This window comes from Kluyvera georgiana, from assembly GCF_050990895.1.
Taxonomy (GTDB): domain Bacteria; phylum Pseudomonadota; class Gammaproteobacteria; order Enterobacterales; family Enterobacteriaceae; genus Kluyvera; species Kluyvera georgiana.
Genome location: NZ_CP158865.1, coordinates 3,511,563 through 3,533,556 on the forward strand (window position 1 = coordinate 3,511,563; position 21,994 = coordinate 3,533,556).

The window sequence follows — 21,994 nt, forward strand, 5'->3', positions numbered from 1 at the left end:
CCGGACTTTTGTCCTTTACGGCGAATATCCGCCAGGCTGGTCACAACCGCGTCAAAGCATTACAATACGCGCCCGGCAATGTTGGCTATTCATAATTGAGCAAGAGCAAGGCGATGACAAAAAAACTCCATATTAAAACCTGGGGCTGTCAGATGAACGAATACGATTCATCAAAGATGGCCGATCTGCTGGATGCCACTCATGGGTATCAACTGACTGAAAACGCAGCAGAAGCCGATGTCTTGCTGCTGAACACCTGCTCAATTCGAGAGAAAGCGCAGGAGAAAGTCTTTCACCAGTTAGGCCGCTGGAAATTAATCAAAGCCAAAAATCCAAAGGTCATTATTGGTGTCGGCGGCTGCGTTGCGTCTCAGGAAGGCAAGCTCATTCGCCAACGCGCCCACTACGTAGATATTATTTTCGGGCCGCAAACGCTGCACCGCCTGCCAGAAATGATTGACGCCGTACGCAACAACCGTCGCCCGGTGATTGACGTCAGCTTCCCGGAAATCGAGAAGTTTGACCGTCTGCCTGAACCGCGCGCCGAAGGCCCGACCGCATTCGTTTCCATCATGGAAGGCTGTAATAAGTACTGCACTTACTGCGTGGTGCCGTATACCCGCGGTGAAGAGGTCAGCCGTCCGTGCGACGACATCCTGTTTGAGATTGCCCAACTGGCCGCTCAGGGCGTGCGTGAAGTCAACCTGCTGGGACAGAACGTTAACGCCTGGCGCGGTGAGAACTACGATGGCACGACCGGCTCCTTCGCCGAACTGCTGCGCCTGGTGGCCGCCATTGACGGGATCGACCGCGTGCGTTTCACCACCAGCCACCCGATCGAGTTCACCGACGACATCATCGAAGTCTATCGCGACACGCCGGAGCTGGTGAGCTTCCTGCACCTGCCAATTCAGAGCGGTTCCGACCGCGTGCTGAACCTGATGGGCCGCCCGCACACCGCGCTGGAGTACAAATCGATTATCCGCAAGCTGCGCGCCGCGCGTCCGGATATTCAGATAAGCTCCGACTTTATCGTCGGCTTCCCGGGAGAAACCACCCAGGACTTCGAGCAGACCATGAAGCTGATTGCCGACGTCAACTTTGACGTGAGCTTTAGCTTTGTCTTCTCCGCGCGTCCAGGCACCCCGGCGGCCGATATGGTCGACGATGTACCGGAAGAAGAGAAAAAGCAGCGCCTGTACATTCTTCAGGAGCGCATCAACCAGCAAGCGATGGCCTGGAGCCGCCGTATGCTCGGCACCGTTCAGCGTATCCTGGTGGAAGGCACTTCACGTAAGAGCATTATGGAACTGACCGGGCGCACCGAGAACAACCGCGTGGTGAACTTCGAAGGCACGCCGGATATGGTCGGTAAGTTTGTCGACGTGGAAATCATCGACGTCTACACCAACTCCCTGCGCGGCAAGCTGGTGCGTACCGAAGATGAGATGGGCCTGCGCGTGGTTGAAACGCCGGAGTCGGTCATTGCGCGTACCCGCAGAGAGAGCGACCTGGGCGTAGGAATCTACCAGCCTTAATCTTCATGGCCCGTCAGCTCTGGCGGGCCTTGTATTTCCTCCTGCCACCCCCATATTTATCGCAATGCTTGCGCCTTTTGACTGCGGCGTGAATAATTCCTTTACGAGCCAAAGACGCGTGTCCTACGGCTATACAGACATAAGAGGAACAGTTTGAACATAGACACTCGCGAAATTACCCTGGAGCCTGCAGACAATGCCCGTCTGCTGAGCCTGTGTGGCCCGTTTGATGACAATATCAAACAGCTGGAGCGACGACTGGGCATCGAAATCAACCGCCGCGATAACCATTTCAAACTGACGGGACGCGCCATCTGCGTGACCGCCGCTGTCGATATTCTGCGTAACCTGTATGTGGATACCGCCCCGATGCGCGGCCAGATTCAGGACATTGAGCCAGAGCAGATCCACCTGGCGATTAAAGAAGCGCGCGTGCTGGAACAAAGCGCCGAGAGCGTGCCGGACTACGGTAAAGCGATCAATATCAAAACCAAGCGTGGTGTGATCAAACCGCGTACGCCTAATCAGGCGCAGTACATCGCCCACATTCTCGATCACGATATCACCTTTGGTATCGGCCCGGCCGGTACCGGTAAAACCTACCTGGCGGTGGCGGCAGCGGTCGATGCGCTGGAGCGTCAGGAAATTCGCCGTATTCTGCTGACCCGTCCGGCGGTTGAAGCGGGCGAAAAACTCGGCTTCCTGCCGGGCGATTTAAGCCAGAAGGTTGACCCGTATCTACGCCCGCTGTACGACGCGCTGTTCGAGATGCTCGGCTTCGAGAAAGTTGAGAAGCTGATGGAACGTAACGTCATCGAAGTCGCGCCGCTGGCCTACATGCGCGGCCGTACGCTGAACGATGCGTTCATCATTCTTGATGAGAGCCAGAACACCACCATCGAACAGATGAAGATGTTCCTGACCCGTATCGGCTTTAACTCCAAAGCGGTTATCACCGGCGACGTCACCCAGATTGACCTGCCGCGCAGCACCAAATCCGGCCTGCGCCATGCTATCGAAGTACTGGCCGAAGTCGATGAAATCAGCTTTAACTTCTTCCACAGCGAAGACGTGGTGCGCCACCCGGTGGTTGCCCGCATCGTCAACGCCTATGAAGCGTGGGAAGAAGCCGATCAAAAACGTAAAGCCGAGCTGGCCGCCGAACGTAAACGCGAAGCTCAGGCGCAGGAGCAGAAATGAGTCAGGTGATCCTCGATCTCCAGTTGGCCTGTGAAAACAACACCGGCCTGCCAGAAGAAAATCAGTTCCAGCGCTGGCTGGATGCCGTTATTCCGCAGTTCCAGGAGGAATCAGAAGTGACGATTCGCCTGGTGGATGAAGCCGAAAGCCACGAACTGAACCTCACCTATCGCGGTAAGGATAAACCGACCAACGTACTCTCCTTCCCGTTTGAAGCGCCACCGGGAATGGAGATGCCGCTGCTGGGCGATCTGATCATCTGCCGTCAGGTGGTGGAGCAGGAAGCCGTTGAGCAAGGCAAACCGCTGGAAGCCCACTGGGCGCACATGGTTGTCCACGGCAGCCTGCATCTGCTGGGCTATGACCACATCGAAGATGAGGAAGCGGAAGAGATGGAAAGCCTCGAGACAGAGATAATGCTTGCTCTGGGCTATGAGGATCCGTACATTTCCGAGAAGATTGCAGAATAGTAGTTTGCCGGATGGCGGCGCTTGCGCCTTATCCGGCCTACATTCATGCATTTTGCAGGCCTGATAAGCGTAAGCGCCATCAGGCAAAACATGCCGTCCGGCGCTGAATTTACGCGCGACGAGCGACAGTTTAATCAACATGAGAACCCAAACGACGCCATGAGCGACGACAATTCACACAGTAGTGACACAGTAAACAGCAAAAAGGGATTCTTCTCCCTCTTACTCAGCCAGCTTTTCCACGGTGAACCGAAAAACCGTGACGATCTTCTGGCGCTGATCCGTGATTCCGGGCAAAACGAGCTTATCGATGAAGATACGCGCGACATGCTCGAAGGGGTAATGGATATTGCCGACCAGCGCGTCCGCGACATCATGATCCCGCGCTCCCAAATGATTACCCTGAAACGCAACCAGACCCTGGACGAATGTCTTGATGTCATCATCGAGTCCGCCCACTCGCGTTTCCCGGTTATCAGCGAGGACAAAGATCACATTGAAGGGATTCTGATGGCCAAGGATCTGCTGCCGTTTATGCGCAGCGACGCCGAAGCCTTCAGCATGGATAAAGTGTTACGCACCGCGGTTGTCGTACCGGAAAGCAAACGGGTTGACCGTATGCTCAAGGAGTTCCGCTCCCAGCGCTACCATATGGCCATCGTTATCGATGAGTTTGGCGGCGTTTCGGGCCTGGTGACTATCGAAGATATTCTGGAGCTTATCGTCGGCGAAATCGAAGATGAGTATGACGAAGAGGACGATATCGACTTCCGTCAGCTCAGCCGCCACACCTGGACGGTGCGCGCGCTGGCCTCTATCGAAGACTTCAACGACGCCTTCAGCACCCACTTCAGCGATGAAGAGGTCGATACCATCGGCGGGCTGGTGATGCAGGCCTTCGGGCATCTGCCGGCGCGTGGGGAAACCATCGACATTGATGGTTACCAGTTTAAGGTGGCGATGGCTGACAGCCGTCGTATTATTCAGGTTCATGTTAAGATTCCGGACGATTCCCCCCAACCGAAACTGGACGAATAATCTCCATGGCATTTGCCTCATTGCTTGAACGCCAGCGCATTCGCCTGCTGCTGGCGCTACTTTTCGGAGCCAGCGGTACGCTGGCTTTTTCTCCTTATGACATCTGGCCTGCGGCGATTATCTCGCTGATGGGCCTGCAGGGGCTGACGCTCAACCGTCGCCCGGTGCAGGCTGCGGCCATTGGTTATTTCTGGGGCTTTGGCCTGTTTGGCTCCGGCATCAACTGGGTTTATGTCAGCATCGCGCAGTTTGGCGGCATGCCCGGCCCGGTCAACGTCTTCCTCGTGGTGCTGCTGGCGGCTTATCTGTCGCTGTACACCGGCCTGTTTGCCGGTGTTCTGTCGCGCCTGTGGCCGAAAACGAACTGGCTGCGCGTGGCGATTGCCGCGCCGGTCGTCTGGCAGTTGACCGAGTTCCTGCGCGGCTGGGTGCTGACCGGCTTCCCATGGCTGCAGTTTGGCTACAGCCAGATTGACGGCCCGCTGAAAGGGCTGGCGCCGCTGATGGGCGTGGAGGCGATTAACTTCCTGCTGATGATGGTGAGCGGCCTGCTGGTGCTGGCGCTGGTCACCCGTCACTGGCGTCCGCTGGTCGTCGGCGTGGTGCTGTTCTCCCTGCCCTTCCCGCTGCGCTACATCCAGTGGTATACCCTGCAAACCGACAAAACCACTCAGGTTTCACTGGTTCAGGGGGATATCCCACAGGCGCTGAAGTGGGATGAAAATCAGCTGGTCAATACGCTAAAAATCTACCTCGACGCTACCGAGCAGGTGATGGGCAAATCGCAGCTGATTATCTGGCCGGAGTCGGCCATTCCGGATCTGGAAATTAACCAGCAGCGTTTCCTCAGCATGATGGATGATTTACTGCGAGCTAAAGACAGCACGCTGATTACCGGTATCGTCGATTCACGCCTCAACAAACAGAATCGCTACGACACCTACAACACCATTATCACGCTGGGCAAAGACAGCCCGTATAGCTACGAATCCGGCAACCGCTATAACAAGAACCATCTGGTGCCGTTTGGCGAGTTTGTGCCGCTGGAGTCTATTCTGCGTCCGCTGGCACCGTTCTTCGACCTGCCAATGTCATCCTTCAGCCGCGGGCCGTACATTCAGCCGCAGCTGCAGGCGCATAATCTGAAGCTCACCGCCGCCATCTGCTACGAGATTATTCTCGGCCAGCAGGTACGCGACAACTTCCGCCCGGACACTAACTTCCTGCTGACCATCTCTAACGATGCGTGGTTTGGTAAGTCCATCGGCCCGTGGCAGCACTTCCAGATGGCGCGGATGCGCGCGCTAGAGCTGGCGCGCCCGCTGCTGCGCAGCACCAACAACGGCATTACCGCCGTCATAGGTCCGCGCGGTGAGATTCAGGCAATGATCCCGCAGTTCACCCGCCAGGTGCTAACCACCAAAGTCACGCCGACCACCGGCCTGACGCCTTATGCACGAACCGGCGACTGGACGGTGTGGTTGATTACCCTGCTGTTCGGCTTTGGCGCGCTGGTGATGAGCCTGCGTCAACGCCGCAAATAAAACATTGCACTATCCAATGTAGGCCGGATAAGGCGGTACGCCGCCATCCGGCAGTTGTATCGCACCGAGCCTGATGGCGCTACGCTTATCAGGCCAACAACATCTCCCCGCTACCAAAACCTCATTCTGGCACGCCAATTGCTTAATGTAATCAAGAGGCTGCACATTCCCTACCGGCGCAACCAAGTTGCACCACAACATGGCATCGGTAGCACCATTATTGTGCAAACTGCGATTTTTGCCTCAAAGCGGTGCGGCACGCTTCGCAAAAATAAACAATAAAGCAGCAAAATCTTTACATTAAGCCAAACTAAATGCTAACAAACACAGATAACGCTGCACGCTAAAGACGCAGTGATAACAACACAACATTCACAATGGGTATCTATGCGGCAACGTCGCAGAGGATGAAGGAGTTGGATATGCAATTACGTAAGCTTGCCACAGCAATGCTGGTTCTGGGGATGTCTGCTGGCCTGGCGCATGCGGAAGATGCGGCACCCGCCGCAGGCGGTACGCTCGCTAAAATCGCCAAAAACGGCGTCATCGTCGTCGGTCACCGCGAATCATCCGTGCCATTCTCCTATTACGACAACCAGCAAAAAGTGGTCGGTTACTCTCAGGACTACTCCAACGCCATCGTTGATGCCGTGAAGAAAAAGCTCAACAAACCGGATCTGCAGGTGAAATTAATTCCGATCACCTCGCAGAACCGTATTCCACTGCTGCAAAACGGTACCTTCGATTTCGAATGTGGTTCCACCACTAACAACCTTGAACGCCAGAAACAGGCGGCCTTCTCTGACACCATCTTCGTCGTCGGTACGCGACTGCTGGTGAAAAAAGGCGGCCCGATTAAAGACTTCCCGGATCTGAAAGACAAAGCCGTTGTCGTCACCTCCGGTACCACCTCTGAAATTCTGCTGCACAAGCTGAATGACGAGCAAAAAATGAATATGCGCATCATCAGCGCCAAAGACCACGGTGACTCCTTCCGTACCCTGGAAAGCGGCCGCGCGGTGGCGTTTATGATGGATGATGCCCTGCTGGCCGGTGAACGTGCTAAAGCCAAGAAACCAGACAACTGGGAGATCGTCGGCAAACCGCAGTCCCAGGAAGCTTACGGCTGTATGCTGCGTAAAGACGACCCTGAGTTTAAAAAGCTGATGGACGATACCATCGCTCAGGCGCAAACCTCCGGTGAAGCCACCAAATGGTTTGAAAAATGGTTTAAAAACCCGATTCCACCGAAAAACCTGAACATGAACTTTGAACTCTCTGACGAGATGAAAGCGCTGTTCAAAACGCCTAACGACAAAGCACTTAACTAATAAAAAATACGGGGCGGAAGAATCTGCCCTCTCGATTGTGGTTCAGCACGGACAGACTATATGTCAGGTGGTCGTTCCCCACCTGGCCTGAATACCGCAAAACGCTGTTCAACAATCTTCGAGGGTAGCAGGTCGAACTGCTACCCTTTTTTTTCTGGAGTTCATTATGTCAATAGACTGGAACTGGGGAATCTTTTTACAACAGGCCCCATTCGGCAACACCACCTATCTCGGCTGGCTATGGAGCGGCTTCCAGGTCACCGTCGCGCTATCCATCACCGCGTGGATTATCGCGTTCTTCGTTGGCTCACTGTTCGGGATTCTACGTACCGTTCCGAACCGATTCTTATCGGCTATCGGTACCTGCTACGTCGAACTGTTCCGTAACGTGCCGCTTATCGTACAGTTCTTTACCTGGTATCTCGTGGTGCCGGAATTACTTCCGGAAGACCTCGGCATGTGGTTTAAATCCGAACTGGATCCCAACATCCAGTTCTTCCTCTCGTCGATGATTTGTCTGGGTCTGTTTACCGCCGCGCGCGTCTGCGAGCAGGTGCGAGCCGCCATTCAATCGCTGCCGCGCGGGCAGAAAAACGCTGGGCTGGCGATGGGCCTTACCCTGCCGCAAACCTACCGTTACGTGCTGTTGCCGAACGCTTATCGCGTGATCGTACCGCCCATGACCTCTGAAATGATGAACCTGGTGAAGAACTCGGCCATCGCGTCCACCATTGGTCTGGTCGATATGGCAGCGCAGGCCGGCAAACTGCTCGATTACTCTGCACACGCCTGGGAATCCTTTACGGCAATCACCCTCGCTTACGTTTTCATCAACGCCGTGATTATGCTGGTGATGGCGCTGGTGGAACGCAAAATCCGCCTGCCGGGCAACCTGGGGGGTAAATAATGTACGAGTTTGACTGGAGTTCGATTGTTCCATCGATGCCTTACCTGCTGGCAGGTCTGGTTATCACCCTCAAAATTACCGTCACCGCAGTGGTGGTGGGGATTGTCTGGGGCACGCTGCTGGCGGTGATGCGCCTGTCCGCGTTCAAACCGATTGCCTGGTTTGCCAAGGCTTACGTTAACGTTTTCCGCTCCGTCCCGCTGGTGATGGTGCTGCTGTGGTTCTATCTGATCGTGCCCGGGTTCCTGCAAAACGTGTTGGGGCTGTCGCCGAAAAGCGATATTCGCCTGATCTCAGCGATGGTGGCCTTCTCCATGTTTGAAGCCGCCTATTACTCCGAGATTATCCGTGCCGGTATCCAGAGCATTTCCCGCGGCCAGTCAAGCGCCGCGCTGGCATTGGGGATGACCCACTGGCAGTCGATGAAGCTCATCATACTGCCGCAGGCCTTCCGCGCCATGGTACCGCTGCTGCTGACCCAGGGGATCGTCCTGTTCCAGGATACCTCGCTGGTGTACGTTCTCAGCCTTGCAGACTTCTTCCGTACCGCCTCAACCATTGGTGAGCGTGATGGTACCCAGGTCGAAATGATTCTGTTTGCAGGTTTTGTCTATTTTGTGATTAGCCTTAGCGCTTCGCTGCTGGTCAGCTACTTGAAGAAAAGGACCGTATAATGATTACCCTGAAAAACGTCTCTAAATGGTATGGTCACTTTCAGGTGCTGACCGACTGCTCCACGGAAGTGAAAAAAGGCGAAGTGGTGGTGGTGTGCGGGCCGTCCGGCTCCGGTAAATCCACCCTGATTAAGACCGTTAACGGCCTCGAACCGGTGCAACAGGGCGAAATCCTGGTCAACGGTACGAAGGTGAACGACAAGAAAACCGATTTGGCACAGCTGCGTTCTCACGTTGGCATGGTGTTCCAGCATTTCGAACTGTTCCCGCACCTGTCGATTATCGAGAACCTGACGCTGGCGCAGGTCAAAGTGCTCAAGCGCGACAAAGCCGCGGCCCGCGATAAAGGGCTGAAGCTGCTGGAGCGCGTTGGCCTGTCGGCGCATGCCAATAAGTTCCCGGCGCAGCTGTCCGGCGGCCAACAGCAGCGTGTGGCGATCGCCCGAGCGCTGTGTATGGATCCGGTAGCAATGCTGTTTGACGAACCGACTTCGGCGCTCGATCCGGAAATGATCAACGAGGTACTGGACGTAATGGTCGAGCTGGCCAACGAAGGGATGACTATGATGGTGGTGACCCACGAAATGGGCTTTGCCCGTAAAGTGGCAAACCGGGTTATCTTTATGGACGAAGGCAAAATCGTCGAAGATGCTGAAAAAGAAGCGTTCTTCGCCAATCCTAAGTCAGAGCGCGCCAAAGACTTCCTCGCCAAAATCCTGCACTAACCTCCCCGGCGCGCACTCGGCAGAGTGCGCGCTGCATCACGCTTTAACGTCTATCTGCTCGTTCATTCCACTAGCAAGCCTTACCCTTGTCACAAAATAACGCGAACAAGGAACTGCTATGGCACTGCCGATTATTCTTGATTGCGATCCGGGTCATGATGACGCGATCGCTATCGTCCTCGCTCTGGCTTCCCCTGAGCTTGAAGTCAAAGCTATCACCTCTTCCGCGGGTAACCAGACGCCGGAGAAGACTCTGCGCAACGTCCTGCGTATGCTGACGCTGCTGAAGCGCACGGATATTCCGGTGGCTGGCGGTGCGGTGAAACCGCTGATGCGCGAACTGATTATCGCCGATAACGTTCACGGCGAAAGCGGCCTTGACGGCCCGGCGCTGCCCGAGCCGTCATTCGCCCCGCAAAGCTGCACTGCCGTTGAGCTAATGGCAAAAACCCTACGCGAGAGCCCGCAGCCAGTCACCATCGTCTCTACCGGCCCGCAGACCAACGTGGCGCTCCTGCTGAACAGCCATCCTGAACTGCACGCGAAAATCGCCCGTATTGTGATCATGGGCGGTGCAATGGCGCTGGGCAACTGGACGCCCGCTGCCGAGTTCAACATTTTCGTCGACCCGGAAGCGGCGGAAATCGTCTTCCAGTCAGGCATTCCGGTGGTGATGGCCGGGCTGGACGTCACCCATAAGGCGCAGATTCACGCCGCCGACATCGAACGTTTCCGCGCCATTGGCAACCCCATTTCCACCATCGTCGCCGAGCTGCTGGACTTCTTTATGGAGTACCACAAAGACGAAAAATGGGGATTTGTCGGCGCGCCGCTGCACGACCCGTGCACTATCGCCTGGCTGCTGAAACCGGAAATTTTCACCACCGTTGAGCGTTGGGTCGGCGTGGAAACACAGGGCAAATACACCCAAGGGATGACGGTGGTGGACTATTACTTCCTGACGGGGAATAAACCGAATGCGACGGTGATGGTGGATGTCGACCGTGAGGCGTTTGTTGAGCTGCTGGTAGAGCGTTTGGCTTTCTACGCCTGACGCCACAAAAATGCCGGATGGCGCTCACGCTTATCCGGCTTACGGTGACCTATCCTTCCTGGCCGGATAAGACGCATCGCGTCGCCATCCGGCGCGCGTGATTACGGCTCAAACGGCCGACGCTGGAACTGATCGTGCCCGCACTTCGGGCACCTCGGCAGCACGTCCGGCGTGTACACCGCCAGGTGATAATGGCACTTTTCACATACCAGATTCCCTAGCCCGACCACCTCACCGCTGTGATATACGCCGTGGTGATTCAAATCCTGGAATACCTCGCGCCATTCCAGCTGTGTCTTGTCGGTAATATCCACCAGTTCCTGCCAGAGACTCTCCTTAATCACCCGCAGGAAAACGCTATCGGAGTCGTCTTCCTGGCTTTCACCGTAGCTCATCGCAAATTCTTCGAGATCGCGACGCACGGCGCGCAGCAGCTCGTCAATTTCACTGCGCGTTAACTCGCTGGTTTGCGCGACTTTCGCCCGCGCCTGGGCCACCAGCGCGTCGATATCGCGTTCGCCGTTACGCAAACGTTCGGTCAGCGTGGCGACCAGTTCACGGTAAATTTGAGCAACCTTGTTCATCATTTCCTCTCCCAGCCAGTTAACCTCTTCTAATAATAGCCGTTATTTGTTAATCGCTTTGCCAGCTTCGCCACAGAGTTCAGAAATTACCCGCGCGGCTTTTCACCGCCTTAACGTGCGAAAGGCTGTTTTGACGTGCACGTTTGGGCTATGCTATGCGGATCTGAAATACCACATCTATTGGCTACATTTGTAGCTGTATTGAAAACAGGATCACTGGCTGCCATGCAAGAGCAATACCGCCCGGAAGAGATAGAATCGAAAGTCCAGCTTCACTGGGATGAGAAGCGCACATTTGAAGTTACCGAAGACGAGAGCAAAGAGAAGTATTACTGCCTGTCGATGCTTCCCTATCCTTCTGGTCGACTACACATGGGCCACGTTCGTAACTACACCATCGGCGACGTGATCGCTCGCTACCAGCGCATGCTGGGCAAAAACGTGCTGCAGCCCATCGGCTGGGATGCGTTCGGCCTGCCTGCTGAAGGTGCGGCGGTGAAAAACAACACCGCACCCGCGCCGTGGACGTACGACAATATCGCGTACATGAAGAACCAGCTCAAAATGCTGGGCTTCGGCTACGACTGGAGCCGCGAGCTGGCGACCTGTACCCCGGAATACTACCGCTGGGAGCAGAAGTTCTTCACCGAGCTGTATAAAAAAGGCCTGGTGTACAAGAAGACTTCTGCGGTCAACTGGTGCCCGAACGACCAGACCGTACTGGCGAACGAACAGGTTATCGACGGCTGCTGCTGGCGCTGCGACACCAAAGTTGAGCGTAAAGAGATCCCGCAGTGGTTTATCAAAATCACCGCCTACGCTGACGAGCTGCTGAACGATCTGGATAACCTGGATCACTGGCCTGACACCGTGAAAACGATGCAGCGTAACTGGATCGGCCGCTCTGAAGGCGTGGAAATCACCTTCGACGTGACCGGTTACGACAACACGCTGACCGTCTACACCACCCGTCCGGACACCTTCATGGGTGCAACCTACCTGGCTGTGGCTGCAGGTCATCCGCTGGCGCAGAAAGCGGCAGAGAATAACCCAACGCTGGCGGCTTTCATCGACGAATGCCGTAATACCAAAGTGGCCGAAGCCGATATGGCGACCATGGAGAAAAAAGGCGTCGACACCGGCTTTAAAGCGGTTCATCCGCTGACTGGTGAAGAGATCCCGGTTTGGGCGGCTAACTTCGTGCTGATGGAATACGGTACCGGCGCGGTCATGGCGGTTCCGGGTCACGATCAGCGCGATTACGAATTCGCGACCAAATACGGTCTGACCATCAAACCGGTTATTCTGGCCGCCGACGGCACCGCGCCGGATCTCTCCGAGCAGGCGCTGACCGAGAAAGGCGTGTTGTTTAACTCCGGCGAATTCGACGGTCTGGACTTTGAAGCGGGCTTCAATGCCATTGCTGACAAGCTGGCCGCGAAAGGCGTTGGCGAGCGTAAAGTGAACTACCGTCTGCGCGACTGGGGCGTTTCCCGTCAGCGTTACTGGGGCGCCCCCATCCCAATGGTGACCCTGGAAGACGGCACCGTGCTGCCGACCCCGGAAGATCAACTGCCGGTGATTCTGCCGGAAGACGTGGTCATGGACGGTATCACCAGCCCAATCAAAGCCGATCCCGAATGGGCGAAAACCACCGTTAACGGTATGCCTGCGCTGCGCGAAACCGACACCTTCGATACCTTTATGGAGTCTTCCTGGTACTACGCGCGCTATACCTGCCCTCAGTACAACGAAGGCATGCTGGATCCCGAAGCCGCAAACTACTGGCTGCCGGTTGATATCTACATTGGCGGTATCGAACACGCCATCATGCACCTGCTCTACTTCCGCTTCTTCCACAAGCTGATGCGCGACGCGGGCATGGTCAACTCTGACGAGCCGGCGAAACAGCTGCTGTGTCAGGGCATGGTGCTGGCCGATGCCTTCTACTACGTGGGCGACAATGGCGAACGTAACTGGGTATCTCCGGTTGATGCTATCGTTGAGCGCGACGAGAAAGGTCGTATCGTGAAAGCGAAGGACGCGGCAGGCCATGAACTGGTGTACACCGGCATGAGCAAAATGTCGAAGTCCAAAAACAACGGTATCGACCCGCAGGTGATGGTTGAGCGCTACGGCGCAGACACCGTGCGTCTGTTTATGATGTTCGCTTCCCCGGCTGATATGACCCTGGAATGGCAGGAGTCCGGCGTTGAAGGCGCGAACCGCTTCCTGAAGCGCGTATGGAAACTGGTTTACGAGCACACCGCGCGCGGCCCGGTAGCGGCACTGAACGTCGAAGCGCTGAGCGAAGATCAGCAGGCGCTGCGTCGCGACGTCCATAAAACCATTGCCAAAGTGACCGATGATATCGGCCGCCGTCAGACCTTCAACACCGCAATTGCAGCGATCATGGAGCTGATGAACAAACTGGCGAAAGCGCCGCAGGAAGACGAACAAGACCGCGCGCTGCTGCAGGAAGCGCTGCAGGCCGTCGTGCGTATGCTTAACCCGTTCACCCCGCACGTGTGCTTTACCCTGTGGCAGGAACTGGGCGGCGAAGGCGATATCGATAACGCGCCGTGGCCGGTGGCCGACGAGAAAGCGATGGTGGAAAACACCACGCTGGTCGTTGTGCAGGTTAACGGTAAAGTGCGCGGGAAAATCACCGTTGCGGTCGATGCGACCGAAGAACAGGTGCGTGAACGCGCAGGCCAGGAACATCTGGTCGCGAAATACCTTGAGGGCGTAACCGTACGTAAAGTCATCTACGTACCGGGCAAACTGCTTAACCTGGTCGTAGGCTAAGCGCGGGAGGAAGCGTGCGATATCTGACAACATTGTTGTTATCTTTGGCGGTGCTGGTCACCGCCGGATGCGGCTGGCATCTGCGTAGTACCACGCAGGTGCCGGACGAAATGAAAACATTGATCCTTCAGTCCAGCGATCCAAACGGTCCGCTGAGCCGCGCGGTGCGCGATCAACTGAGAAGCAATGACATTACGGTGCTTGATCAGAGCACGCTTCGTCAGGATGTGCCATCGCTGCGCCTGGGTTCGGTTAACCTTTCCCAGGATACCGCGTCGGTATTCCAGAATGGTCAAACGGCAGAATACCAGATGGTCATGACGGTCAACGCTTCGGTGTTGATCCCGGGTCAGGATATCTTCCCGATCTCCACCAAGGTCTACCGTTCGTTCTTTGACAACCCGCAACAGGCGCTGGCAAAAGACAACGAACAGAACCTGATCGTGAAAGAGATGTACCAGAAAGCTGCCGAACAGCTGATTCGTAAGCTGCCAAGCGTGCATATTGCTGATGTGAAAGAGAGCAAAGCGGATGCGGCGTCCGCATCCAATAACGGCTCTCGCGTCTCTACCACTCTGGGTAACTGATGATTCGGTTGTACCCAGAACAACTCCGCGCGCAGCTCTCTGAAGGGCTGCGCGCGGCGTATCTCCTGCTCGGTAATGACCCCCTTTTCCTTCAGGAAAGCCAGGATGCGATAAAGCATGCTGCCGTCAGCGAGGGTTTTATCGAGCACCATACCATGACGCTGGATGCCAGCACCGACTGGAACGAGATCTTCTCTTTGTGCCAGGCGATGAGTCTGTTTGCCAGCCGTCAAACCCTGCTCCTGCTGCTGCCGGAAAACGGCCCAAACGCCGCCATCAATGAACAGCTGGCCACGCTGGTAGGTCTGCTGCACGACGATCTATTGCTGATCATACGTGGCAACAAACTGACCAAATCGCAGGAGAATGCCGCCTGGATTCAGGCGCTGGCCAACCGCGCTGTGCAAATTAGCTGCCAGACGCCGGAGCCCAGCCAACTGCCCCGCTGGCTAGCCAACCGCGCCAAACAGAACAACCTCCAGTTGGATGAACCTGCCAGCCAGCTGCTGTGCTACTGCTATGAAGGCAACCTGCTGGCGCTTGCGCAGGCGCTGGAGCGCCTGTCGCTGCTGTGGCCGGACGGCAAACTCACGCTGCCGCGCGTAGAGCAAGCGGTCAATGATGCCGCGCACTTTACGCCGTTCCACTGGGTGGATGCCCTGCTGGCCGGGAAGAGCAAACGCGCACTGCATATTCTGCAGCAACTGCGGCTTGAAGGCAGCGAGCCGGTGATCCTGCTACGCACGGTACAGCGCGAGCTGCTGCTGCTGGTGACCTTAAAGCGCCAGAGCGCGCACACGCCGCTGCGTTCGCTGTTTGATAAACACCGGGTCTGGCAAAACCGCCGGGCGATGGTTGGTGAGGCGGTCAATCGTCTGAGCGGTTCGCAGTTGCGCCAGGCGGTGACCCTGCTCAGCCGCGCGGAGCTCACCTTAAAACAGGATTACGGTCAGTCCATCTGGGCTGAGCTGGAAAGTTTGTCGCTACTGCTTTGTCATAAAGCGCTAGCCGACGTATTTATCGATGGATGATATGGCAAAACTACAGGCGCTTTTCGGCGGGACATTCGATCCCATCCATTACGGTCACCTGAAGCCGGTTGAGATTCTGGCCAACCAGATTGGTCTGTCCAGGGTCATCATTATGCCCAATAACGTACCACCGCATCGTCCGCAGCCTGAGGCCACCAGTGAACAGCGCAAACTCATGGTTGAGCTGGCGATTGCCGATAAACCGCTGTTTGTGCTCGACGAACGCGAGCTGCGCCGCGATACGCCCTCCTTTACGGCGGACACGCTCCAGGAGTGGCGCGCGGAACAGGGGCCGGATCGGCCGCTGGCCTTTATTATTGGCCAGGATTCACTGCTCACGTTCCCCAGTTGGCATCGCTACGAAACGATTCTCGACAACGCCCACCTGCTGGTAACCCGCCGTCCGGGTTACCCGCTGACCATGCAGCACGAAGAGCATCAGCACTGGCTGGACAAGCACCTCACCAGCAATATTGAAGAGTTGCACAACCAGCCTGCGGGGAAAATCTACCTTGCTGAAACGCCCTGGTTTGATGTCTCCGCCACGCTGATTCGCGAACGGCTGGAAAATGATGAACCTTGCGATGAGATGATGCCGGAAGCGGTGCTCACCTACATCATGCAACAGGGGTTGTACCACCACGGCGCATAGAGGAAGCAGCATGAAACTCTGGTTAGTCCGCCACGGCGAAACCGAAGCCAACGTAGCGGGCCTGTACAGCGGCCATACGCCAACGCCGCTCACGGCCAAAGGCCAACGGCAGGCGCAGCGCCTTGGTGAGATGCTGCAGCAGGTTCCCTTCGATCATGTGATGTGCAGCGAGCTTGAACGCACGCAGCATACTGCGCGGCTGCTGCTGGGCGAACGTGACATTCCGCTAACCTCAAACCCGCTGCTCAACGAAATGTTTTTCGGTGACTGGGAAATGCGCCATCACCGCGACCTGCAGGTTGAAGATAAAGAGAACTACGCGGCCTGGTGCGCAGATTGGCAGCACGTCGCGCCAACCAACGGTGAAGGTTTTCCCGACTTTTCCCGTCGTGTGGCCGACTTCGCCAGCGAACTGGCGCGCTACCCGTATCAAAATTTACTTGTCGTCAGCCATCAGGGCGTACTGAGTCTGTTAACGGCGCGGCTATTGGGCATGCCGACTGCCAGTATGTGGCATTTTCGCATCGACCACGGCGCGTGGAGCATCATTGATTTTACGCCAGAATTTACCACGCTCAGGGTGCTCAACAGCCGAGCGATTTGGCTACCGGATGAGTAATAAAACCGATTTCTGCCTCCGGGCAGAGCCAACCCATTGACACTAATTATTAGACTGTTATTCTCCGCAGCCTGAATCATCCCCCTCCAGCATTTGTAGACAGAGATTGTTTTACAAAAATGGCGATGCAATCGACATAAAGGAATGGGATGATAGCCCGCCTGAAAGGCCGTTTGGTGATTTATTATCCCGACAATATTTTCAGTTCGGGTATACTGTCAGGCTGTTTTATATCGTTTATCTTCACACCCCAGGGGGAACACTTGCAGGGTAAAGCACTCCAGGATTTTGTAATCGACAAAATTGATGATTTAAAAGGTCAGGATATCGTCACTATCGATGTTCAGGGTAAATCCAGCATCACCGATTGCATGGTTATCTGCACCGGTACCTCCAGCCGTCACGTTATGTCTATCGCCGATCATGTGGTTCAGGAGTCCCGCGCTGCCGGTCTGCTGCCGCTGGGCGTTGAAGGCGAAAGCGTTGCCGACTGGATTGTCGTTGATTTAGGCGATGTCATTGTCCACGTCATGCAGGAAGAAAGCCGTCGCCTGTATGAGCTGGAAAAGCTCTGGGGTTAAGTTGTGAAGCTGCAGTTGGTCGCCGTCGGCACCAAAATGCCGGATTGGGTACAAACCGGTTTTACCGAATACCTTCGCCGTTTTCCGAAAGATATGCCGTTCGAACTGGTGGAAATTCCTGCCGGTAAGCGCGGTAAAAACGCGGATATCAAGCGTATTCTGGATAAAGAAGGCGAGATGATGCTCGCCGCCGCAGGAAAAAACCGCATCGTCACGCTGGATATCCCCGGGAAACCCTGGGATACGCCGCAGCTTGCCCGTGAACTGGAACGCTGGAAGGGCGATGGCCGTGATGTCAGCCTGTTAATCGGCGGGCCGGAAGGACTTTCTCCGGCATGCAAGGCCGCAGCAGAACAAAGTTGGTCGCTCTCCACATTAACGCTCCCTCACCCGCTAGTGCGCGTGCTGGTCGCCGAAAGCCTCTATCGAGCGTGGAGCATTACCACCAACCACCCTTACCACCGCGAGTAATGAGACCTAGGTAGATTAAGCAGCGAATGAAACTACAGAATTCTTTTCGCGACTATACGGCAGAGTCCGCGCTTTTTGTGCGCCGGGCGGTGGTCGCTTTTTTGGGAATTTTGCTGCTTACCGGCGTGCTGATTGCCAACCTCTACAATTTACAGATCGTTCGCTTCACCGACTATCAGACGCGCTCTAATGAAAACCGCATTAAGCTGGTGCCCATCGCGCCAAGCCGCGGCATTATTTACGACCGCAACGGCACCCCGCTGGCGCTGAACCGTACCATCTATCAGTTGGAAATCATGCCGGAGAAAGTCGATAGCGTTCAACAGACTATCGATGGTCTGCGCGACGTGGTCGACCTGAGCGATGACGATATCGCCGCCTTTAAAAAAGAGCGTGCCCGTTCTCATCGTTTTACCTCTATTCCGCTTAAAACCAACCTCACGGAAGTGCAGGTGGCGCGCTTTGCCGTCAACCAGTACCGTTTCCCGGGCGTTGAGGTCAAGGGCTATAAGCGCCGCTTCTATCCTTACGGTTCCGCCCTGACCCACGTGATCGGCTATGTTTCCAAAATTAACGATAAAGACGTCGATCGCCTGGATAAAGACGGCAAGCTAGCTAACTACGCAGCGACCCACGATATCGGTAAGCTGGGTATTGAGCGCTATTACGAAGATATGCTGCACGGGCAAACCGGCTACGAAGAGGTTGAAGTCAACAACCGCGGCCGCGTGATTCGCCAGCTTAAAGAAGTACCACCGCAGGCCGGGCATGATATTTACCTGACGCTCGATCTCAAACTCCAGCAGTATATTGAAACGCTGCTGGCGGGCAGTCGTGCCGCCGTGGTGGTTACCGATCCACGCACCGGCAGCATTCTGGCGCTGGTTTCCACGCCGAGCTACGACCCGAACCTGTTCGTCGACGGCATCTCCAGCAAAGATTACAGCGGCCTGTTAAACGACCCAAACACGCCGCTGGTTAACCGCGCCACCCAGGGGGTTTACCCTCCGGCCTCCACGGTGAAACCGTATGTCGCGGTCTCCGCCATGAGTGCGGGCGTGATTAACCGCAACACCAGCCTGTTTGACCCTGGGTGGTGGCAGTTACCGGGCTCAGAAAAACGCTATCGTGACTGGAAAAAATGGGGCCACGGCCACCTGAACGTCACCAAGGCGCTGGAAGAGTCGGCGGATACCTTCTTCTACCAGGTCGCCTATGATATGGGTATTGACCGTCTGTCAGAGTGGATGAGCAAGTTTGGCTACGGCGATTATACCGGCATTGACCTTGCTGAAGAGCGCTCCGGCAACATGCCAACCCGTGAATGGAAGCTAAAACGCTTTAAAAAGCCCTGGTATCAGGGTGATACCATTCCTGTCGGGATCGGCCAGGGTTACTGGACAGCGACGCCTATCCAGATGAGCAAAGCGCTGATGATCCTGATTAACGATGGCATCATCAAAACGCCTCATCTGCTGGCCAGCACCGTCGAAGAAGGCAAAAAAGTACCGTGGACGCAGCCGCAAGAGCCGCCAATTGGTGATATTCACTCCGGCTTCTGGGAAATTGCTAAAGACGGGATGTACGGCGTTGCCAACCGTCCAAACGGCACCGCGCACAAATACTTCGCCGGTGCGCCGTATAAAATCGCGGCGAAATCCGGTACGGCGCAGGTCTTTGGCCTGAAGGCCAACGAAACCTATAATGCGCACCGTATCGCAGAACGTCTGCGTGACCATAAATTAATGACCGCTTTTGCGCCGTATAACGATCCTCAGGTCGCCGTGGCGATTATCCTGGAGAACGGCGGTGCGGGCCCGGCTGTCGGTACCATCATGCGTCAGATTCTTGACCACATTATGCTGGGCGACAACAACACCGAATTACCGACCGAGAACCCTGCTGTGGCCGCGTCGGAGGACCAATAATCATGACGGATAATCCGAACAAAAAATCGTTCTGGGATAAAATCCATATCGACCCCGCCATGCTGCTGATTTTGCTGGCGCTGCTGACCTACAGCGCGCTGGTTATCTGGAGCGCCAGCGGCCAGGATATGGGGATGACGGAGCGTAAAATCGGCCAGATCGCCATGGGCCTGGTTATCATGGTGGTGATGGCGCAGATTCCGCCGCGCGTCTACGAAGGCTGGGCGCCCTGGCTGTATATCATCTGTATCATTTTGCTGGTGGCGGTTGACGCCTTCGGCGCCATCTCTAAAGGCGCACAGCGCTGGCTGGATCTCGGGATTGTGCGTTTCCAGCCGTCCGAAATTGCCAAAATCGCCGTTCCGTTGATGGTCGCCCGTTTTATTAACCGCGACGTCTGCCCGCCGACGCTGAAAAACACCGGCATCGCGCTGGTGCTGATTTTCATGCCGACGCTGCTGGTTGCGGCACAGCCCGACCTTGGCACCTCCATTCTGGTCGCGCTTTCTGGCCTGTTTGTGCTGTTCCTCGCGGGCCTGAGCTGGCGTTTGATTCTGGTCGCCGTGGTGCTGGTCGCTTGCTTTATCCCGATACTCTGGTTCTTCCTGATGCACGACTATCAGCGGCAGCGCGTGATGATGCTGATGGATCCGGAATCAGACCCGCTGGGCGCGGGCTACCACATTATTCAATCCAAAATCGCCATCGGCTCCGGCGGCCTTCGCGGTAAAGGCTGGCTGCACGGTACGCAGTCACAGCTCGAGTTCCTGCCAGAGCGCCATACCGACTTTATCTTTGCCGTACTGGCGGAAGAGCTAGGGCTTATCGGCATTCTGATTCTGTTGGCGCTGTACGTGCTGCTGATTATGCGCGGCCTGTGGATTGCCGCCCAGGCGCAAACCACCTTTGGCCGCGTGATGGCCGGTGGTTTGATGCTGATTTTATTCGTTTATGTCTTCGTAAATATTGGTATGGTAAGTGGCATCTTACCGGTGGTTGGCGTACCGCTACCGCTGGTCAGCTACGGGGGTTCGGCCCTGATCGTACTGATGGCCGGGTTTGGTATCGTGATGTCGATACACACCCACAGGAAAATGTTGTCAAAAAGCGTCTAAGGGGTGCTCAATGCGTAAGCAATGGCTTGGGATCTGCATAGCGGCAGGGCTGCTGGCGGCTTGTTCGAGTGATGATGTTCAGCAACAAACCGTCTCCGCACCACAACCTGCGGTATGTAATGGTCCTACGGTGGAAATCAGCGGGGCCGATCCACGCTTTGAACCTCTGAACGCGACGGCGAATCAGGATTACGAACGCGACGGCAAGAAATACAAAATTGTCCAGGATCCATCTAACTTCAGCCAGTCTGGTTTGGCCGCCATCTATGATGCCGAACCGGGCAGCAACCTGACGGCCATCGGCGAAACCTTTGATCCGACGCAGCTCACCGCCGCGCACCCGACCCTTCCGGTGCCGAGCTATGCGCGAATTACCAACCTGGCGAATGGCCGGATGATCGTGGTACGCATTAACGATCGCGGGCCGTATGGCAACGATCGCGTCATTTCACTCTCCCGCGCGGCGGCCGATCGCCTGAACACCTCAAACAACACCAAAGTCCGCATCGATCCGATTATCGTCGCCCAGGATGGTTCACTCTCCGGCCCCGGTATGGCTTGTACAACGGTGGCAAAACAGACCTATGCGCTGCCGAGCCGCCCTGACCTGAGCGGCGGCATGGGCAGCGTTTCCTCCGCCCCGCAGGCCGCTGCGCCGCAGGGCGACGTACGCGCGATCAGTAACGATACGCTAACCGCTGCCGACAGCGGCGAAGGTGCTCCGGTCAAAAGCGGCGGTTTCCTCGGCGCCCCTACACCGTTAAATAGCGGCGTACTTGAAGAATCAGCGCCAGCGGCCACTGCCGCTCCGGCGACAGCACCGGTCACCGCACCGACCAGCGCGGCGCCTGCCGCGACTGCGGCTGTTGCCGCGCCGGCTGCGGCTGCCACCGGGGATTATGTGGTTCAGGTTGGCGCCGTCAGCGACCAGGCCCGCGCACAGCAGTATCAACAGCGTCTGAGCCAACAGTTCTCCGTACCGGGCCGCGTGACGCAAAACGGCGCGGTCTGGCGTATTCAGCTTGGCCCGTTCGCCAGTAAAGGCGAAGCCAGCACCTTACAGGGGCGTTTGCAGAACGAAGCACAGCTGCAATCGTTTATTACACACGCCAACTAAAGCACTCGGAGGTGTCCGAA

The 21,994-nt window shown here is 56.1% G+C and carries 21 protein-coding genes; 20 read left to right on the forward strand and 1 reads right to left on the reverse strand.

Going from position 1 to position 21,994, the window contains the following annotated elements:
• Positions 1 to 113 precede the first annotated feature (113 nt).
• The 10 genes from miaB (at position 114) to rihA (ending at position 10,481) form a co-directional block, all read left to right on the forward strand.
• Positions 114 to 1,538, forward strand: a complete 1,425-nt coding sequence (gene miaB / locus ABTW00_RS16775; RefSeq protein ID WP_065355523.1) for a tRNA (N6-isopentenyl adenosine(37)-C2)-methylthiotransferase MiaB — start codon at positions 114 to 116, stop codon at positions 1,536 to 1,538.
• Between the two features lie 153 nt (positions 1,539 to 1,691).
• Complete coding sequence (locus tag ABTW00_RS16780; protein WP_433636401.1) at positions 1,692 to 2,738, forward strand: PhoH family protein; 1,047 nt, start codon at positions 1,692 to 1,694, stop codon at positions 2,736 to 2,738.
• Positions 2,735 to 3,208: an rRNA maturation RNase YbeY gene (gene ybeY / locus ABTW00_RS16785; protein WP_271447870.1), complete on the forward strand. Its 474-nt coding sequence runs from the start codon at positions 2,735 to 2,737 to the stop codon at positions 3,206 to 3,208. Before ABTW00_RS16780 ends, ybeY begins: the two co-directional genes overlap by 4 nt.
• A 159-nt stretch (positions 3,209 to 3,367) precedes the next feature.
• The gene (corC, locus tag ABTW00_RS16790) at positions 3,368 to 4,246 is read left to right on the forward strand and encodes a CNNM family magnesium/cobalt transport protein CorC (RefSeq protein ID WP_064548409.1); all 879 of its coding nucleotides are present in this window, start codon (positions 3,368 to 3,370) and stop codon (positions 4,244 to 4,246) included.
• Positions 4,247 to 4,251: 5 nt separating this feature from the next.
• Positions 4,252 to 5,790: an apolipoprotein N-acyltransferase gene (gene lnt / locus ABTW00_RS16795; RefSeq protein WP_433636403.1), complete on the forward strand. Its 1,539-nt coding sequence runs from the start codon at positions 4,252 to 4,254 to the stop codon at positions 5,788 to 5,790.
• Between the two features lie 422 nt (positions 5,791 to 6,212).
• The gene (locus tag ABTW00_RS16800) at positions 6,213 to 7,121 is read left to right on the forward strand and encodes an amino acid ABC transporter substrate-binding protein (protein ID WP_064548262.1); all 909 of its coding nucleotides are present in this window, start codon (positions 6,213 to 6,215) and stop codon (positions 7,119 to 7,121) included.
• Positions 7,122 to 7,287: 166 nt separating this feature from the next.
• Positions 7,288 to 8,028, forward strand: a complete 741-nt coding sequence (locus ABTW00_RS16805) for an amino acid ABC transporter permease (protein WP_064548260.1) — start codon at positions 7,288 to 7,290, stop codon at positions 8,026 to 8,028.
• Complete coding sequence (gene gltK, locus ABTW00_RS16810) at positions 8,028 to 8,702, forward strand: glutamate/aspartate ABC transporter permease GltK (protein WP_064548258.1); 675 nt, start codon at positions 8,028 to 8,030, stop codon at positions 8,700 to 8,702. The genes ABTW00_RS16805 and gltK overlap by 1 nt, the downstream gene beginning before the upstream one ends.
• Positions 8,702 to 9,427 carry an amino acid ABC transporter ATP-binding protein gene (locus tag ABTW00_RS16815; protein WP_163446140.1) on the forward strand — a complete coding sequence of 242 codons (726 nt, stop codon included), beginning with the start codon at positions 8,702 to 8,704 and terminating at the stop codon, positions 9,425 to 9,427. Before gltK ends, ABTW00_RS16815 begins: the two co-directional genes overlap by 1 nt.
• Before the next feature lie 118 nt (positions 9,428 to 9,545).
• The gene (gene rihA, locus ABTW00_RS16820; RefSeq protein ID WP_433636404.1) at positions 9,546 to 10,481 is read left to right on the forward strand and encodes a pyrimidine-specific ribonucleoside hydrolase RihA; all 936 of its coding nucleotides are present in this window, start codon (positions 9,546 to 9,548) and stop codon (positions 10,479 to 10,481) included.
• Positions 10,482 to 10,582: 101 nt separating this feature from the next.
• On the opposite strand, the gene ABTW00_RS16825 is transcribed toward rihA, so the two are convergent.
• Positions 10,583 to 11,065, reverse strand: a complete 483-nt coding sequence (locus tag ABTW00_RS16825; protein ID WP_064548407.1) for a zinc ribbon-containing protein — start codon at positions 11,063 to 11,065, stop codon at positions 10,583 to 10,585.
• 225 nt (positions 11,066 to 11,290) lie between these two features.
• Between ABTW00_RS16825 and leuS the strand changes: the two genes are divergently transcribed.
• The 10 genes from leuS to rlpA all read left to right on the forward strand — a co-directional run bounded on the left by leuS (position 11,291) and on the right by rlpA (position 21,974).
• Positions 11,291 to 13,873: a leucine--tRNA ligase gene (gene leuS / locus ABTW00_RS16830; RefSeq protein ID WP_100249882.1), complete on the forward strand. Its 2,583-nt coding sequence runs from the start codon at positions 11,291 to 11,293 to the stop codon at positions 13,871 to 13,873.
• Positions 13,874 to 13,887: 14 nt separating this feature from the next.
• On the forward strand, positions 13,888 to 14,460 hold the full coding sequence (lptE, locus tag ABTW00_RS16835; protein WP_064548250.1) for an LPS assembly lipoprotein LptE: 573 nt from the start codon (positions 13,888 to 13,890) through the stop codon (positions 14,458 to 14,460).
• Positions 14,460 to 15,491, forward strand: a complete 1,032-nt coding sequence (gene holA, locus ABTW00_RS16840) for a DNA polymerase III subunit delta (RefSeq protein WP_433636406.1) — start codon at positions 14,460 to 14,462, stop codon at positions 15,489 to 15,491. Before lptE ends, holA begins: the two co-directional genes overlap by 1 nt.
• Positions 15,484 to 16,143 (forward strand): nicotinate-nucleotide adenylyltransferase, encoded by a 660-nt coding sequence (gene nadD / locus ABTW00_RS16845; protein ID WP_074398833.1) that lies wholly within the window; start codon positions 15,484 to 15,486, stop codon positions 16,141 to 16,143. Before holA ends, nadD begins: the two co-directional genes overlap by 8 nt.
• 10 nt (positions 16,144 to 16,153) lie before the next feature.
• Entirely contained in the window at positions 16,154 to 16,762 is a 609-nt protein-coding gene (locus ABTW00_RS16850) for an adenosylcobalamin/alpha-ribazole phosphatase (RefSeq protein WP_065355508.1), read from the forward strand.
• A 263-nt stretch (positions 16,763 to 17,025) separates the two neighbouring features.
• Positions 17,026 to 17,343 carry a ribosome silencing factor gene (rsfS, locus tag ABTW00_RS16855; protein ID WP_064548405.1) on the forward strand — a complete coding sequence of 106 codons (318 nt, stop codon included), beginning with the start codon at positions 17,026 to 17,028 and terminating at the stop codon, positions 17,341 to 17,343.
• Between the two features lie 3 nt (positions 17,344 to 17,346).
• Positions 17,347 to 17,814, forward strand: a complete 468-nt coding sequence (gene rlmH / locus ABTW00_RS16860) for a 23S rRNA (pseudouridine(1915)-N(3))-methyltransferase RlmH (RefSeq protein WP_064548242.1) — start codon at positions 17,347 to 17,349, stop codon at positions 17,812 to 17,814.
• Between the two features lie 26 nt (positions 17,815 to 17,840).
• A complete protein-coding gene (gene mrdA / locus ABTW00_RS16865; RefSeq protein ID WP_064548241.1) occupies positions 17,841 to 19,742 on the forward strand; it encodes a peptidoglycan DD-transpeptidase MrdA in 1,902 nt (633 codons plus the stop codon).
• 2 nt (positions 19,743 to 19,744) lie between these two features.
• Complete coding sequence (mrdB, locus tag ABTW00_RS16870) at positions 19,745 to 20,857, forward strand: peptidoglycan glycosyltransferase MrdB (RefSeq protein WP_064548238.1); 1,113 nt, start codon at positions 19,745 to 19,747, stop codon at positions 20,855 to 20,857.
• A gap of 10 nt (positions 20,858 to 20,867) precedes the next feature.
• Positions 20,868 to 21,974, forward strand: a complete 1,107-nt coding sequence (rlpA, locus tag ABTW00_RS16875) for an endolytic peptidoglycan transglycosylase RlpA (RefSeq protein ID WP_433636408.1) — start codon at positions 20,868 to 20,870, stop codon at positions 21,972 to 21,974.
• The last annotated feature ends 20 nt before the right edge of the window (positions 21,975 to 21,994 follow it).